General features: G+C 71.4%; 18 protein-coding genes. 4 read left to right on the plus strand and 14 right to left on the minus strand.

Annotated elements, in window-relative coordinates; all coding sequences use genetic code 11:
* Window positions 1-49 precede the first annotated feature (49 nt).
* The gene (dusB, locus tag ABT369_RS40615; protein ID WP_350620728.1) at window positions 50-1165 is read left to right on the plus strand and encodes a tRNA dihydrouridine synthase DusB; all 1116 of its coding nucleotides are present in this window, start codon (window positions 50-52) and stop codon (window positions 1163-1165) included.
* Between the two features lie 23 nt (window positions 1166-1188).
* Here dusB and ABT369_RS40620 read toward each other — a convergent pair whose 3' ends face one another.
* From ABT369_RS40620 to ABT369_RS40630, 3 genes are all read right to left on the minus strand, one after another.
* Complete coding sequence (locus ABT369_RS40620) at window positions 1189-1644, minus strand: Imm1 family immunity protein (RefSeq protein WP_350620730.1); 456 nt, start codon at window positions 1642-1644, stop codon at window positions 1189-1191.
* A gap of 320 nt (window positions 1645-1964) precedes the next feature.
* Window positions 1965-2720, minus strand: coding sequence for a zf-HC2 domain-containing protein (locus ABT369_RS40625; RefSeq protein WP_350620732.1), 756 nt, complete (start codon window positions 2718-2720; stop codon window positions 1965-1967).
* Between the two features lie 233 nt (window positions 2721-2953).
* Window positions 2954-3919: a TetR/AcrR family transcriptional regulator gene (locus tag ABT369_RS40630; RefSeq protein WP_350620733.1), complete on the minus strand. Its 966-nt coding sequence runs from the start codon at window positions 3917-3919 to the stop codon at window positions 2954-2956.
* Between the two features lie 64 nt (window positions 3920-3983).
* On the opposite strand from ABT369_RS40630, the gene ABT369_RS40635 reads away from it, so the two are divergent.
* Together ABT369_RS40635 and ABT369_RS40640 are read left to right on the plus strand one after the other, a co-directional pair.
* A complete protein-coding gene (locus ABT369_RS40635; RefSeq protein ID WP_350620735.1) occupies window positions 3984-4415 on the plus strand; it encodes a VOC family protein in 432 nt (143 codons plus the stop codon).
* Window positions 4412-5413 (plus strand): aldo/keto reductase, encoded by a 1002-nt coding sequence (locus tag ABT369_RS40640; RefSeq protein ID WP_350620737.1) that lies wholly within the window; start codon window positions 4412-4414, stop codon window positions 5411-5413. Before ABT369_RS40635 ends, ABT369_RS40640 begins: the two co-directional genes overlap by 4 nt.
* A gap of 319 nt (window positions 5414-5732) precedes the next feature.
* On the opposite strand, the gene ABT369_RS40645 is transcribed toward ABT369_RS40640, so the two are convergent.
* From ABT369_RS40645 to ABT369_RS40675, 7 genes are all read right to left on the minus strand, one after another.
* Complete coding sequence (locus tag ABT369_RS40645) at window positions 5733-6137, minus strand: RidA family protein (protein ID WP_350620739.1); 405 nt, start codon at window positions 6135-6137, stop codon at window positions 5733-5735.
* Between the two features lie 129 nt (window positions 6138-6266).
* The gene (cobF, locus tag ABT369_RS40650) at window positions 6267-7019 is read right to left on the minus strand and encodes a precorrin-6A synthase (deacetylating) (RefSeq protein ID WP_350620741.1); all 753 of its coding nucleotides are present in this window, start codon (window positions 7017-7019) and stop codon (window positions 6267-6269) included.
* A gap of 552 nt (window positions 7020-7571) precedes the next feature.
* Window positions 7572-8654 carry an ABC transporter ATP-binding protein gene (locus ABT369_RS40655; protein ID WP_350620743.1) on the minus strand — a complete coding sequence of 361 codons (1083 nt, stop codon included), beginning with the start codon at window positions 8652-8654 and terminating at the stop codon, window positions 7572-7574.
* A complete protein-coding gene (locus ABT369_RS40660; RefSeq protein ID WP_350620745.1) occupies window positions 8651-9445 on the minus strand; it encodes an ABC transporter permease in 795 nt (264 codons plus the stop codon). The genes ABT369_RS40655 and ABT369_RS40660 overlap by 4 nt, the downstream gene beginning before the upstream one ends.
* Complete coding sequence (locus tag ABT369_RS40665) at window positions 9432-9659, minus strand: hypothetical protein (RefSeq protein WP_350620747.1); 228 nt, start codon at window positions 9657-9659, stop codon at window positions 9432-9434. Before ABT369_RS40665 ends, ABT369_RS40660 begins: the two co-directional genes overlap by 14 nt.
* A 119-nt stretch (window positions 9660-9778) precedes the next feature.
* Complete coding sequence (gene modA / locus ABT369_RS40670; RefSeq protein ID WP_350620749.1) at window positions 9779-10585, minus strand: molybdate ABC transporter substrate-binding protein; 807 nt, start codon at window positions 10583-10585, stop codon at window positions 9779-9781.
* A complete protein-coding gene (locus ABT369_RS40675) occupies window positions 10582-10992 on the minus strand; it encodes a TOBE domain-containing protein (RefSeq protein ID WP_350620751.1) in 411 nt (136 codons plus the stop codon). Before ABT369_RS40675 ends, modA begins: the two co-directional genes overlap by 4 nt.
* Window positions 10993-11083: 91 nt before the next feature.
* Here ABT369_RS40675 and ABT369_RS40680 point away from each other — a divergent pair, with 91 nt between their 5' ends.
* Window positions 11084-12031: a class I SAM-dependent methyltransferase gene (locus ABT369_RS40680; RefSeq protein WP_350620753.1), complete on the plus strand. Its 948-nt coding sequence runs from the start codon at window positions 11084-11086 to the stop codon at window positions 12029-12031.
* A 209-nt stretch (window positions 12032-12240) separates the two neighbouring features.
* On the opposite strand, the gene ABT369_RS40685 is transcribed toward ABT369_RS40680, so the two are convergent.
* The 4 genes from ABT369_RS40685 to ABT369_RS40700 form a co-directional block, all read right to left on the minus strand.
* Window positions 12241-12717, minus strand: a complete 477-nt coding sequence (locus tag ABT369_RS40685; RefSeq protein ID WP_350620755.1) for a YcxB family protein — start codon at window positions 12715-12717, stop codon at window positions 12241-12243.
* Window positions 12718-12981: 264 nt separating this feature from the next.
* Window positions 12982-13695, minus strand: coding sequence for a histidine phosphatase family protein (locus ABT369_RS40690; RefSeq protein WP_350620757.1), 714 nt, complete (start codon window positions 13693-13695; stop codon window positions 12982-12984).
* The gene (locus ABT369_RS40695; RefSeq protein ID WP_350620759.1) at window positions 13696-14442 is read right to left on the minus strand and encodes a TIGR03943 family putative permease subunit; all 747 of its coding nucleotides are present in this window, start codon (window positions 14440-14442) and stop codon (window positions 13696-13698) included. It lies immediately after the preceding gene.
* Window positions 14439-15446 (minus strand): permease, encoded by a 1008-nt coding sequence (locus tag ABT369_RS40700; RefSeq protein WP_502891882.1) that lies wholly within the window; start codon window positions 15444-15446, stop codon window positions 14439-14441. Before ABT369_RS40700 ends, ABT369_RS40695 begins: the two co-directional genes overlap by 4 nt.
* Window positions 15447-15577: the final 131 nt, after the last annotated feature.

A 15577-nucleotide genomic window follows, 5' to 3' on the forward strand; every position in this document is an offset into this window, starting at 1 on the left:
TCTCGCGCTCGTTTGGGGGCGCGGCGGCGGCCGTGGGACCATCGGGGACGTGCCCCTGCAGCTCGGACCCCACGTCGTCGACCCGCCGGTCGTGCTCGCCCCCATGGCGGGCATCACGAACCAGGCGTTCCGCCGACTGTGCCGCGAGCAGGGCGCCGGCCTCTACGTGTGCGAGATGATCACCACAAGAGCCTTGGTCGAGCGCAACCCGAAGACCATGTCGATGATCAGATTCGCCGAGGGCGAGCACCCGCGCAGCCTGCAGCTCTACGGCGTAGATCCCGCCACGATCCGCAAGGCCGTGGAAATGGTCGTCGAGGAAGACCTGGCCGACCACATCGACATGAACTTCGGCTGCTCGGTCCCGAAGGTGACCCGCCGCGGCGGCGGCTCAGCCCTGCCGTGGAAGCGCCGCCTGTTCGCCTCGATCGTGTCGTCAGCGGTGGACGCGGCGGAGGGCCTGCCGGTCACGGTGAAGATGCGCATCGGCATCGACGACGACCACCAGACGTACCTGGACGCCGGCCGCATCGCCCAGGACGCCGGCGTGGCCTGGGTCGCCCTGCACGCCCGGACGGCCGCCCAGCGCTACTCGGGCACGGCGGCCTGGGACGCGATCGCGGCTTTGAAGCAGGCCCTGGACGTCCCGGTGCTGGGCAACGGCGACATCTGGGAGGCCACGGACGCCCTCGAGATGATGTCCCAGACCGGCTGCGACGGCGTGGTGATCGGCCGCGGCTGCCTGGGCCGCCCCTGGCTGTTCGCCGACCTGGCCGCCGCTTTCGCGGGCCACTCTTCGCGGGTGCTGCCTTCGCTGGGCGAGGTGGCGGCTCTGATGTATCGGCACGCGGAGCTGCTGACGGAGTGGCTGGGCACGGAGCGCGACGGCGTGACCGACTTCCGCAAGCACGTGGCCTGGTATTTGAAGGGCTTCCCAGCGGGCGGCGAACTACGGCGCTCCCTGGCCATGTCCTCGTCCCTCGGCGAACTGGCCGACCTGCTGGACGAGCTGGACCACTCGGCACCATTCCCACGCGAAATCCTGGGCCAGCCACGGGGCCGGACGGGCACGCCGGGCAAGGTCGTTCTGCCGGATGGCTGGCTCCAGGACCGCGACTCGGACCTCATTCCGGAAGGCGCCGAACTGGACGACTCCGGCGGCTGACCGTGCCACATCGGGATGGCCTTTCACACTCCATGAACGCCATCCTCGTCGAGACGTCGGCCACTGAGATCGCCCTTGGCCCACTCGACGGACCTCGGACGATCACCAGTGCCGACGGAACAGAATTCTTCGAGCACGGAGCGCAGTTGCGGAATCGGAAGCACCGACCGAGGGCTGAACAACGAGACGAATCCGGGGTCGGCCACGACCCGCGGGTCGATTGAAGGCGGCTCCGGATTGTTCAGGACCCAAACGAACTCGTCATCCTCGTTGAGCGTGGCCGCAGCACGACTGGGGCTGACCCACCAGATCAACCCGCCGAAGCCGGTATCGGGGTTTATCGAAACCTGCAGGTAGTTGTCAGGCCACCAGTCCCGGATTTCGCTCGTGTGCCGACGCTCCGCAAGCATGAGCAACGCGACGTGGCTTGAGTCCGCGCTCCGCCCGTCGGAGCGGAGCAGCGTCACGACGTCGTCCACGATGGGAAGCATCGCGTCCGGTTCCTCACCATATCGGTACTCCCCGAACAGCATCGCATGCAAAATCACTAAGCATCCCCGGGTACGCCATGGTGCGCTCACATGACCTGACCTGGCCGCAGGAGAGCCTAACCGAGGGGAAACCGCGGACGCGCTAGAAGATCTACGCCTGAAACTCCGCCGGGTCGGCGCCTTACCGCAGCACGTGCCAGACGCGCACCCTCTCGATCGCACCCCGGGCTCGGTGTCGTTCCGCTTGTTTCACCGTACCCGATGGCTCCAAACTATCGATCTTGTCGTATCCGTGAGCAACTTCAATCTCACGCAGCGCGACGATGCGCCGGGTCCTCCACCCTGGCCTGGCCCTGGATAAGGCGCAGGCGCGAAGGAGTCGCGGCCGGGGGCGGCACCTCGTCCAACGCCGCCGGGCGACGCCACTGCCACGGCGGCCCCTGACGACCCGCCGGCGGGCGGCCCGGGTCGAGCGCCGGGCGGGACAGGGCGAGCACGATGCCGTACCCGGCGAGCACGAAGCCGTGCGAGATCAGCCGGGTCGTCTCCACGGTGCCGTTCATCAGGTCGCTCGCGCTCAGCAGGGCCAGCAGCGCCACGAACGCGGTCAGCATGGGCAGCGCCCCGGCCGGCGTGGCGCGGCGGGTCGCGATCCAGGCGAAGCCGGCGCCGATGGCCACGTTCCAGGCCGCGGACTCGTGGAAGACGTGGCCGGAGCCGTGGATGTGGTTCGTGCTCGCGGCGGTCGCGGCCTGGGTGATGCCGAGCACGAACTGCGCGAGACCGAACAGGCCAAGAAGGACTCTCAGCATCAGTACGAGTTGACGCTTGCCGAGCACCCGCCGCTTCCTGGGCTTGAAGCCTGCGAGCAGGGATTCCACGGGCGGCGGGGTGCCGGGCACGGGCTGCAGCCGCACCAGTCGCGTCACGGCCTGGGCCTCGCGCTCCCACTGGCGGCACGCCGCGCACCCCGCCAGGTGCGCGTCGACCAGCGCCGGCTCGATCGGTTCGTCCTCGCCGTCGAGCCGGGCCGACAGCGCCTCTCGGTACCGCTCACACTCCACGGTTGGATTGTCGCCGCACACGGCGGGTTAGTTCCAGCCGAAGCCAGGTAACCGCACGTGAGGCCCACATGCGGTCAACCCCGCGTGCAGCCTCCGGCACTCACCGCTCCGCGCGAATGCACGCCCCAGCCAAGGGCAGTGCGACGCCGGCTGCTCCGCATCTCCACGCACGGGGCAGATCTCCACGCGCGATCAGACGGAATCAGCCTCGGTACGCGCGCGAAGGGCCAGACTCACGCAACTCCGAGTGCGCGAATCCACAAGTGCGTGAGGGTGTCCACAAGTACCTCCCGGTCGTCGAAGGGCGGGATGCGGGAGGCGGCGAGGTAGTACAGCCGCTCGCCGAGCCAGGTCAGCGACGCCGCGAGCGCGGGGAGGTCTACGCCTTCGAGGCCGGGATCGTCCGCGATGCGCGCGAGGGTCGCGGCGGTGAAGGTGTCCATCTGTGCAAGCCAGAGTTCGCGAAGCTGTGCGTCCGAGGCCCAGCTCTCCACAATCGCGCGCAATACACCGGCGTTGGCTAGCCATAGGTCGGCGCCGGCCGCGATCCCGTGCCGCAGCGCCTCCCGCGGACCGAGCGCTTCCGGCGGCCCAGCCGCCGTCTGTGGGCCGAGCGCATCCGGCAGCCCGGCGGCCGTCTGCGAGCCTGGCACCCCCTGCGCCGTCGACGAGCCGAGCGCGCTGGGACGCGAGTCGGCGGCCCCCTGCCGCGCCGCATCCAGATCGCCGGCCGCTTCCGGAGGCGGGCCGGCCGAGGCGCCGCCAGCCCCCGGAGGCGGGCCAGCCGAGGCGCCGCCAGCCCCCGGAGGCGGGCCGGCCGAGGCGCCGCCAGCCCCCGGAAGCGGGCCGGCCGAGGCGCCGCCAGCCCCCGGAAGCGGGCCAGCCGAGGCGCCGCCAGCCCCCGGAAGCGGGCCAGCCGAGGCGTCAACCGCGCGCGGGTCGGCCGAGGGAGCGGCCGAGGACAGCCACGGCTCGGCGGCCACATGCCCCGCGCCCACCGCGCGCCGGACGAGCTCGGCCAGCGCCGCCTGCTTCGACGGGAAGTAGAAGTAGAAGCTCGCCCGCGACACCCCGGCGGCCGCGATGATCTCCGCCACGCTGAGGGAGTCGAAAGTGCGCGTGTCGAGCAGTTCGCGCAGTGCGTCCAGGACACGTTCGCGCAGTTCGGTGTCCGAGGGTTCATCGCGGCGGGCGTTCACGGCACACACCGTACCGTATGCAATGTCTGGACAGTGTGACCAGACAGCTTGTATGGTCGCTCGCATGACACAGATCGCCGTCCATCTCGTCGTGGACGATCCCGCCGCGGCCGCCGCTTGGTATGCCGAGGCCCTCGGTGCCGGCGAGACCGGCCGGGTCAACCTGCCCGATGGCCGTCCGCTCACGATCGAGCTGCGCGTCGGCGACACGGTGCTGGCCGTCGCCGGCGAGATGATCGGCCGGAGCCTGCGCACGCCCGCGGCGCTGGGCGGTTCGCCGGCCGCGTTCCACGTGCCGGTCGACGACGTCGACGCCGCCTGGAGGCGGGCGATCGCCGCGGGTGCCGAGCCGTTCGAGGAGCCGCACGACGCCTTCTGGGGCGACCGCACCGCGCAGTTCCTCGACCCGTCCGGACACCGCTGGGCGATCGATCAGCACGTCCGCGACGTCGAACCGGACGAGATCGCGCAGCACGTGGCGGCGATGTTCGCATGAGGTACCGCACATTCGGACGCACGGGTCTGCGCGTTTCCGAACTCGTCCTGGGCGCCATGACCTTCGGCGAGCAGGGCGGCGTCGGCGCGCCGCTCGAGGAGTGCCGCCGAATCCTCGACGCGTACTCGGACGCGGGCGGCAACATGGTCGACACGGCGATCAACTATCGCGGCGGCGCCAGCGAGGAGATCGTCGGCGAGCTGCTGGAGGGGCGCCGCGACCGGTTCGTGCTCTCCACGAAGTACACGGTCACGCGCGACGCCACCGACCCCAACGGCGGCGGCAACCACCGCCGCAACCTGCGCCTGTCGCTCGAGACGAGCCTGCGGCGCCTGCGCACCGACCACATCGACGTGTACTGGGTGCACATCTGGGACCGGCACACGCCGATCGAGGAGACGATGCGCGCACTGGACGACGCGGTGACGGCGGGCAAGGTGCTGTACATCGGCATCTCCGACGCCCCCGCCTGGCTCGTGTCCCGCGCGAACACGCTCGCCGAGTGGCGCGGATGGACCCCTTTCGCCGGGCTCCAGATTCCGTACAGCCTGGTCAACCGCGACGCCGAGCGCGAACTGCTGCCGATGGCGGACGCGTTCGGCCTGTCGGTGACGGCGTGGAGCCCGCTCGGCGGCGGCGTGTTGAGCGGCAAGTACGACAAGGACGACCGCGCGAATGCGCAACACACGCGACTCACCCGCGCGGACATCAGCGAGCACGACCTGAACATCGCGCGCGCAGTCCGCGAAGTGGCGGACGAACTCGGCGCCACGTCCGCGCAGGTCGCGCTCGCCTGGACCCGGCAGCGGCCCGGCGTGCTGCCCATGCTCGGCGCGCGCACGGAGGCGCAGATTCTGGACAATCTCCGGTGTACGGACATCGAGCTCACGCCGGAACTGCGCGAACGGCTCGAGGCCGCGACCGGGTTCAAGCCCGGATTTCCGACCGACTTCATCGCGCAGACCGAGCAGTGGGTGCTGGGCCGAGCGGCGCTTTGAGCGTTCGCGCAGCCACGGCTGTCCGTAAGCAGGTGGAGCCTGGCCGAGTGGCGGACTGAGCGTTCGCTCAGCCACGGCTGTTCGTAAAGCAGGTGGAGCCTGGCCGAGCGGCGCACTGAGCGTTCGCTCAGCAGGCGCTGTCGGTTAAGCCAGCAGAGATGGGCGCTCGAACGGCGCCCCAGGGTTCGAGCGGAGATGGGCACTCGAACCGCGCTGGGCGCCCGAGCGGCGCTGGGCGCCCGAACCGCGCTGGGCGCCCGAGCGGTCGCTCAGCAGGTGTTGCCCGCCAAACCCGCGGGCAGCGCCTCCGGCAACCCGCTCAGGCGGCTTTCTGGTCCGCGGCCACGACCACGATCTCGATCAGCCACTCGGGCCGGACGAGCGCGGGCACGGTCAGCAGCGTGCTCGCCACGAGCCGCCCCGACATGAACGTGTCCCGCTCGGCCATGGCCTCGGCGAGCCCGTCTTCCATGGCCGACGCGACCACGTACGTCGTGATGCTCACGATGTCGTCCGCGGACATGTCCGCCGCCGCGAGCAGCGCGGCGATGTTGTGCCAGATGACCTTCGCCTGCGCGGCCACCCCGTCGGGCACATTGCCGTCGGCGTCGATGCCCACCTGACCGGCGGTGTGCAGCCAGCGCGCCGGGTTCGTGACGAGCGTGGCGTGCGCGTATCGCGCCGCGGGCCGGGGCATCGAGTCGGGCATGATCGGCTGATGCATGCCCCCGAGCCTAGGCGCCTTCCGTTGCCTGTCGCAGCGGATACGCGTCCGTCACCCAGCCTTGCGCGTTCGCGCACCAGTCCGGCGCCATAACGTCAAACACAATCAGCCGACAGGACGCGTTCGGACCTAGACGCCTTCCGTACGCCGCCGCAGCAGATACGTATCCATGATCCAGCCCTTGCGCGTTCGCGCATCGGCGCGCACGGACTCGATGTCGTCGAGGACATCGGCGAGCCGGCCGCTGCGGAGAATCTCGTCGGGCGTGCCCAGGTATGCGCCCCAGTAGATGTCGATGGGCTCGTCGCGGTAGCGGCGGCAGGCCAGGTTGGCGTCGAGCATCACGACGACGTCGTCGCATCCGGCCGGCCACTCGGCCGCGAGCCGCCGTCCTGTCGTAATGTGCACGGATCCGGCCACCCGATTGAGCGTTACGCGATGCCGGGCCGTCAGGATCTGCACGCTGCTGATGCCCGGAATGACGTCGTACTCGACGCCGCCGATGCCCTCGAGAATGCGAATGGTGCCGTCGTACAGCGCCGGGTCCCCCCACGCCAGTATGCCACCGACGCCGTCCGGCCCGAGCTCGCGCTTGATCGCCTCGCCGAGCAGCCGCGCGCGTTCGTCCCGCCAGTCCTTGACCGCGCCCGCGTAGTCGGCCGCGGCCCGATCGCGCGGCGGGTCGGCGATCACAACGGTGCGCGAATCTGTCCGTTCGACGTACCGCGCCACGAGCGCCTTGCGCGCGTCGGTCAGCTCCGCCGCCGCCTCGCCCTTGTCGAGCACGAAGAATACGTCGACGGCGTTCATGGCATTGATCGCCTGGACGGTGACGTGCTCCGGGTCACCGGCACCCACCCCGATGATCAACACCTTGCGCATGCCGCCCATCGTAAGTGCGCGCGGCAGACGCACCAGGCGCGGGTGCCGACCGCCTCAGACTGGCGCCATCACACGCGTGCGAGCGAGACCCGCCGACAGCGAGGCGCACGACGCGCACAAACGACCGTCCGAGCGCGCAGACCAAACGACGCGCACAAAACGACCGCCCGAACGCGCAGATAAAACGGCATCGGCCCACCGCTCGGCGCCGCGACAGCATTCGGCGACGCGTGCAGGGAGGCCGACAGCATCGGGCACGCCGCATGACGCGAACAGCACCGGGCCGAACAGCATCGGGCGAACAGCACTAGCTCGAACAGAATCAGGCCGAACAGAACCAGGCCGACAGCACGCGACGGACGGCACCGGCGGACGCGCCGCACGGTCGGGAGCCCAGACCGCCCACAGCCGCCCAAGACCGTGGCGTGCCACGCCGTAGTGGACGAGACCGCGTCCCGGGCCGCAGCGCATAAGACCGCGTCGCAGACCGTGGCGGACAAGACCGTGCGTCAGGCCCTGGTGGAGTCGGCCTTCCTGCCGCCGCGCGGTGGCTCAGGCCGGATAGGCCCGCGTCTCCGCCGCCTTCACCGCCGCCCAAACCTCGCGGCCCGGCGTCAGCTCCAAATGCGCCGCCGCCGCAGGCGTGACGTCCGCGGCCGCGGCGAGCGCCCCCTCCAGCCGAATCCGCAAATTGTCCCCATGCCGCTGAATCCCCGCGATCGTCGCCGGCCACGTATTGCGCGGACTCCCATCCGGCCGCGTCGCATGCAGCGCGACGGCCGAGGGCGGAAACGCCACGAACGCTTCCCCGTCGAGCGAATCGGCCGCCGTCAGCACGACGCCGCCGACGTCGACCGCGTGCCCGTCGGCGCGCCCGCGATACAGGTTCAGCCCCACCAGCCGCGCCACATATTCGGTGCGGGGTCGCGCCGTGATTTCCGCCGAATCTCCTTCCTGCACCACGGCCCCGTTTTCGAGAATCACGAGCCGGTCCGCGAGTACGAGCGCGTCGAGCGGATCGTGCGTGACGATGAGCGTCGCGCCCGGATGGTCGGCGAGGTGCCGCTGCAGCTCGGCCCGCGTGTCGGCCCGCGTGCCCGCGTCGAGCGCGGCGAGCGGTTCGTCCAACAGCAAAAGCCGCGGCTGTACCGCCAATGCCCGAGCCAAGGCCACCCGCTGCGCCTGCCCGCCCGACAATTGCCGCGGCTTGCGCCGAACGAAATCGGCCAATCCGACGCGGCCGAGCCATGCTGTTGCCTCGGCGCGGGCCGTCTTCCGGTCCCGGCCATGCCGCCGCGGCCCGAAGGCCACGTTGTCGAGGGCGGTCAGATGCGGAAACAGCAGGTACTCCTGGAACACCACGCCGATGGCCCGCCGCTCCGGCGGAATCCACACCCGCCGAGCCGGCCGGTCGAGGTCCTTCCCGTCCAGCACGATGTGCCCGTCGGTGAGCGACGTCAGGCCGGCGAGCGCCCGAAGCGCCGTGGTCTTCCCGGCCCCGTTGGGCCCGAGCAGCGCAACGACTTCGCCCGCCGCGATGCGCAAGTGCGCATCAAGCCGAAACGCCCCGCGCTCGACCACAACCCGCGCATCGAGATAAGCCCCCGCGCCGCCGAGCACGTCGCCCGCGCTCATGCGGTGATCCATTTGTCGCGCAGCGAGGCCAGGATCGCGACCGAAACGGCCAGCAGGATCAGGCTCAGCACGATCGCGGCCTGCAAATCGGTCTCCAGCGCGAGGTACACCTCAAGGGGCATCGTCCGAGTCGTGCCCGGAAAGCTCCCGGCAAAGGTGATGGTCGCCCCGAACTCCCCCAGCGCCCGCGCCCAGCACAGCACGCCCCCGGCCGCGATCCCCGGCGCCACCAGCGGCAGCGTCACATGCGTGAAGGTCGTCCACCGCCCGGCCCCGAGCGTCGCCGCCGCCTCCTCGTAGCGACTGTCCGCCCCGCGCAGCGCCCCCTCCACGGCGATGATGAGGAACGGCATCGCCACGAACGCCTCGGCGAGCACGACCGCGCTGGTGGTGAACGGCAGCGTGATCCCGAACGTACTGTCCAGCCACTCCCCCACGAGCCCCCGCCGCCCGAACACGAGCAGCAGCGCGACACCCCCGACGACGGGCGGCAGCACGAGCGGCACCGTGACGAGCGCGCGCACGAACCGCCGCCCCGGAAAGTCCACTCGCGCAAGCAACCACGCCAGCGGTACCCCGAGCACCAGACACAGCACCGTCGCGATCGTCGCGCTCTGCAACGACAGCCGCAGCGCCGTGAGCACCCCCGGCTGCGCGATCCGCTCAGGCAGCGTCGTCCAGGGCGCCCGGATCAGCAGCCCCGCGAGCGGCAACACCAGGAACACCAGCCCGAGCCCGGCCGGAACGAGCAACCCGATCGGCACCCGCCGACCCCCGTCACGCCTGCGCAAGCAACCTCACCTCACACCGCCGAACCGCGGCCGAAGCCGCGCCGAGCCCCAGCCCGAAGCCGCCGCCGAACCGCAGCGCGGAGCCGCCGCCGAACCGCAGCGCGGAGCCGCCGCCGAACCGCAGCCCGAAGCCGCCGCCGAACCCCAGCCCGAAGCCCGGAGCCGCCTGCCGAACCGCAGCCCGGAGCCGCCGAGCCCCAGCCCGAACCAGCACTGACGCACCGCGACCCGGGCCGCGCGACGGTACACAAACAGCCAGCCCATGCCGAACGGCACCGGGAGCGCGCCCGGCCCAGCGGCCCGGCCGCGCTCCCCCGTCGATCCGGTGCCGGATCACGGAGCCTGGAAGCCCGCATCCGAGAGGACGGCCTTGCCCTTGTCCGACAGCACGTACTCGACGAATGCCTTCGCTCCCGCGGCGTTCGGCGCGCTCTTCAGCACCACGATCGGGTAGCTGTTGATGGCCCCCGCCGACTCGGGGAACTCGACGTCGTCCACATCCCGCGCGGCCGCCCGGGCGTCCGTGCGGTACACGAGCGCGGCATCGACCTCGCCGAGCGTCACCTTCGACAGCGCCGCCTTCACGTCCTGCTCCAGCGTCACCGGGGTGAGCTTCACGTTCGCCGCCGTCAGCGCCGTCTTCGCGGCCGCCCCGCACGGCACCTGCTCCGCGCACAGGGCCACCTTCGTGCCGGGCTTGGTCAGGTCGGCGAGGCCCTTGATGCCCTTGGGGTTGCCGCTCTGCACCGCGATCACGAGCTGGTTCTTCACGAACGTGGTCGGGTCGCCGGAGGCGTTGCCGGCGTCGGTGACCGTCTTCATGTTCGCGGGCGCGGCGGAGGCGAAAACGTCCGCCGGGGCGCCCTGGTTGATCTGGGTCGCCAGCGCCGAGCTGCCCGCGTAGTTGAAGGTCACCTTGCTGCCCGGGTTGGCCGCCTCGAACGCCTGGCCGATCTTGTTGAACGACTCGGTCAGCGACGCGGCGGCGAAGACGGTGATGGTGCCGGTGACACCCTTCGCGGCGCCCGACGACGGTGCGGCCGGTGCCGAGCCGTTGTCGGTCTTGTCGTCACCGCACCCGGCCAGCCCGGTCAGACCGACCGTGATGGCCACGAGCCCGGCCAGAACGGCACGCCTCATGAGTGGCTCCTCCCTTTGTCAACACGCTCCACCACGACGGTGGTCGACTTGATCACGGCGACGGCCAGCGACCCGACCCTGAGGTCGAGCTCGTCGGCGGCCTCCCGGCTCATGAGTGACACCACCCGGAACGGCCCGGCCTGGATGTCGACCTGGGCCATCACGGTGTCCTTGACCACGGCGGTGACGATGCCGCGCAGCCGGTTGCGCGCGGACGAGCCCTCGGTGCCCGCGTCCGCCTCGGCGGCCTGCGAGCGCGCGAACGCGGCCAGGTCGACGCCGTCGATCACGCGGTGGCCGTTGTCGTCGCGCCCGGCGGGGAGCCGCCCGGCATCGATCCAGCGCCGCAGCGTGTCGGCGCTGATGCCGAGCAGCTCGGCGGCCTCGCCGATCCGGAAGGTGGTCATGACGGAGAGCCTATATCTCGCAGTTGCGGCCACGAATCGGTCTGGAGGCTGGTATCTGCCCAAGGAAATCGGCCCGGGGCATGATGGACCTATGACGCAGCGATGGTCCGAGGTGCTCAGCCTGGTGACGTACGCGGTGGGTCCGGGTCCGGCCACGGTCGTAGTCGACGGCACGGATGCCGAGGTCGTGGCGGCGACCGCCGACCGGCTGACGACCGCGCTGGGCGAGGCGGCCCGGGGCGTCTGCCGCGAGGGCACGACGATCAGCGTGGGCGGCGGCGGCCCGCGTGTGGTCGTCTGGCTGCGCACGGCACGAGACCGCCACGCCGGGGAGGCGGCCCGCGGCGACCGCGCGGACATCGTCGTCGACCTGCACGACCGGGCCTGGCCGGTGGTCCGCCACGTCGCGCCCCATCTGGCCGAGCACGGCATGTGGTACCTCCGCGAGTCCCGCGCCTTCTTCGGCGCCCGCGCGGCCACCTGGGACACCAGGTTCGGCGACGACGCCCCGGCGTACGCGGCCGCCGTGCGGCGGGCCGGGCTGCGACCGGGCGGCACCGTGCTCGACGCCGGCTGCGGCACCGGCCGCGCCCTGCCGGCCCTGCGCGCCGCCGTGGGCCCCGCGGGCGTGGTCGTCGGCGTCGACGTGACCCCGCAGATGCTCGACGTGGCCAGGAGCCGCGACGAGCCCCTGGTGCTCGCCGACGCCCGCCGGCTGCCGTTCGCCGCCGGCGCCCTGGACGCGATCTTCGCCGCCGGCCTGGTGACGCACCTGCCCGACGCGACCGAGGGCCTGCGCGAACTGGCCCGGGCCGTCCGGCCCGGCGGCCGGCTGGTGCTGTTCCACCCCTCGGGCCGCGCGAGGCTGGCCGCGCGTCACGGCCGCACCCTGCGCCCGGACGAGCCGCTGGCCGAGGCCCCGCTCGCGGAGTCCTGCGAGCTCGCGGGCTGGACGCTGACCGAGTACGACGACGCCGAGGATCACTTCTACGCGCTGGCGATACGCAAAAATGCTGATAAGTCCGAAATATCCGGTTAGCGAAGCGCCGGATATTTCGCGAAAACTCGCAGCGGAAGCGAAAACCCGCGGAAGCGGAAGCGGAAGGCCCACAAGCGCCACGGAAGCGGAAGCCCCGCAGCGAACATGAAGACCCGCGGCGAAGCGCAAGCCCCACAGCGAAAGCGAAAACCCGCGGCGGAAGCGGAAGCCCCACAGCCGAAGCGAACCCGACGCCGGAAGCGAGACCCCTACACCGGAACGAGCAGACCCCGCTCGGAGAGGAAATCGCGAACCTTCCGCTCCTCAGGCTCCGGCAGCAGCGTGAACGGCACCACCAGCATCCCGGTCCCGCTCACCACGACGATCCAGAACTCGCCGTTGTCCTCGACGCGCTCGACCGCCGGCCACGAGTACCCCGCCCGCAGGCTCGGCGTGAAGACCCGCACGCCCTCGTCGGTGATCTCGTAGGTCGCCGTCTCCGCGAAGACCCCGGTGCGCGCCTTCGCCGCGGCGCGGGTCAGCAGCCACGGGCCGACGAGGATGATCACGCCGGGAGTCAGCAGGACGCCGGCGCCGACAGGCAGGCCGAGCACGAGCGCGCTGAGGCCGGCCACCGACAGACCGCCGCCGACCAGGTTCCACGAGCGCAGGCTGCCCCGCATGCGCGCCCGCACCGACCTGCGCGTCCGGCCGCGATCGGGCTGGACCGTCAGCGTGATCAGCATCAGTCCCCGTTCATCGATTGCTGCCGTAGGGTACGCCATCCGGCCCGAGCCGCGGCGCGGCCCCCACGCGAAAATTTCTCGCCACCACGGCGATCGCGGGGGTGCCTGCCGAGCCCGTGAACATTCACGGCGACCAGCACGCCGACGCCCGCGGAAGCGACCCCCACGATCGCGGGGGTGCCCGCCGAGCCCGTGAACATCCACGGCGACCAGCACGCCGACGCCCGCGGAAGCGACCTCACGGCCGCGCGGTCACGGCGCGGCTCAGGCGGAGCCGACCGTCCAGTAGACCTGGTTGTAGTCGAGCAGCTCGAGCCGCTCGCCGGTGTCCTGATAGGTCGTGATGCCGCAGTTGGCCGGGGACTGCCCCGACGGCCACCGCTGCGCCTGCGCGTAGGTCCAGCCCTCCAGCAGGAACCGGAAGCAGCGCAGCGTCCCGCCGTGCGTCACGATCATGATCTTCTGGCCGGCGTGGTCGCGGAACAGCGAGTTGAGGAACGTGTGCACGCGGCCGACGACGTCGGCGAGGCTCTCCCCGCCGGGCGGGCGGGCCATGAACCCGCCGAACGTCTGCCAGTACTCGTTCAGCCACGGGAACGCCGCCTCGGCCTCGGCGGTCGTCATGTCGTAGGCGAATCCGGGGTCCCGCTCGCGGATGAACAGGTCGGTCTTGACCCGCATCCGGGCGCGTTCCGCGGCGGAGTAGGCGCTCAGCACGCCCTCGGCGGTCTGGTCGGTCCGGGCGTACCCGCTGGTGAACACGTAGTCGAAGGAGCCGAACCGGTCCCGCACGGCGTGCCCGGTCTGCTCGGCCTGTTTGTGCCCGTCGGCGGTCAGGTCGATGAGGTGGTCCGGCACACCGCGGACCACTTGGCGGGCGGCGTCGTCGGCGAAGTACACACTGCCCTTTTTGGCCTGGTTGCGCGCCGACTCGGCGTGGCGGACGAGCACCAGGAGGGCGGGTCGGGAAGAGTCCATCTACGACTCGTACTGCTCCTGCGGCACCGCGATCAAGGTGACATCCGACACCGAGATGAAGGGAATCGCCTCGCCGTTGACGTTGTCGGTGACCTCGCGCCCGCTGTATCGGCCGGTGACGCGCACCCACTGCTGGTCCTGCAACCCGTCGGGCAGCTCGCCGTCGAGCGCGACCTTGACCGGCCGGGCGTCGGCCGCGCAGCAGCTGACCATCATCCGGGCCAGCAGCCACTGGTCCTGCGGCCCGCGCATCACGAAGCCGGTGAGCTGGATGCGGCGCTCGCCGAGCGAGACGCCCTTGTCGAACACGGCCCGCGAGGCGTAGTCGAGCATCGTGAGGCTCAGCGGGTCGCCGGCGGGCAGCGGCGCGTATTCCGAGCGGGCGGTCACCGCCGAACCGGAGCGCCCGGCGGCGTAGGAGCCGAGCGCGGGCGGCGCGAACAGCAGCAGCCCCAGCACCGGCGCGAGCAGCAGCCAGGCGACCTTCGGGCCGCCGTGGGCGTGACCGTGCCCGTCGTCGTCGCCGTGGGCGTGCCCGTGCGCGTTGTCGCCGCCGCGCGCGGTCTTCGCGCCGCGCAGCTCGTACCACAACGTGAAGGCCCCCGCGACCACCAGGATCGCGCCGGCGGCGATGAGATACGGCTGCAGGCCCGCCTTGACGTAGTTGAGGTATTGCCCCGACAGCGACGCCCGCAGCACCGCCCCGCCGATGAGCAGCAGAATGACGGCCTGCGCCTGCTTGTTCACAACAGCACCGGTCCCAGGATCGCGGAGACGAGGATCGCCATGACGAACGTGGCGGGCGCGAAGCGCAGCGCGAACCGGCGCCCGAAGATGCCCGCCTGCATCGCGAAGAGCTTCAGGTCGATCATCGGCCCGACGACGAGGAACGCCAGCCGGGCGGTGAGCGAGAACTGGGTCAGCGAGGCGGCCACGAACGCGTCGGCCTCCGAGCAGATCGACAGCAGGACGGCGAGCAGCCCCATCACGACGATCGCCAGGACCGGGTTGGACGCGACGTGCTCCAGCCAGGTCTTGGGCACCACGACGGCGATGACGGCCGCGGACGCGGCCCCGATGACCAGGAACCCGCCGGCGTGCAGCACATCGTGGCGCACCGAGGCCCAGAACGCCGGCCACTTGGCCATGCCGTCCAGGTGCGCCCGCGACGGCATCCGCAGCCAGCTGCCCTTGCCGAACGCCTGCCACAGCCAGCCCATCAGGCAGGCGACCACGAGACTGGCCACCGCCCGGCCCACCACCATCTGCGGCTGGCCCGGGAAGGCGACCGCGGTGGAGATCAGCACGATCGGGTTGACGGCGGGCGAGGCGAGCAGGAACGCGAACGCCGCGGCCGGGGTGACCCCGCGCTGGACGAGCGCGCCGGCCACGGGCACCGACGCGCACTCGCAGCCGGGCAGCACCACGCCGGCCACGGACGCCGTCGGCACCGCCAGCGCCGGGTGCGACGGCAGCGCCTTGGCGAAGAACGACGGCGGGATGAACACGGCGATGACCGCGGAGAGCACGACGCCGAAGACGAGGAACGGGATCGCCTGGGTGAGCACCGAGACGAACACCGTCAGCCAGGTCTGCAGCGCCGGCGTGGCCAGCGAGCGGGTGATCGGGCCGCGCAGCAGCACCACGAGCACGAGCAGGGCCGCGAGCACCTCGACGGACCCGGGCCGCCAGCGCTTGCGTGGGGGCGCCTCGGCCTCCGCGGGGGGTACGTGCTCCTCGGTCACCGTCACGACCAGGAGGCTACCCCGTCGATCGGTACCGCCGGCATGAAGCGCCGACGAACACTTCGGAGAGTGAACCCCCGACGCCGGGCTGGTCGCCGACAAGCGACGACCGGCCCGGCGGGGTTCGCCTTCTTGCG

It is taken from the genome of Dactylosporangium sp. NPDC000244, from assembly GCF_040300725.1.
GTDB lineage: Bacteria > Actinomycetota > Actinomycetes > Mycobacteriales > Micromonosporaceae > Dactylosporangium.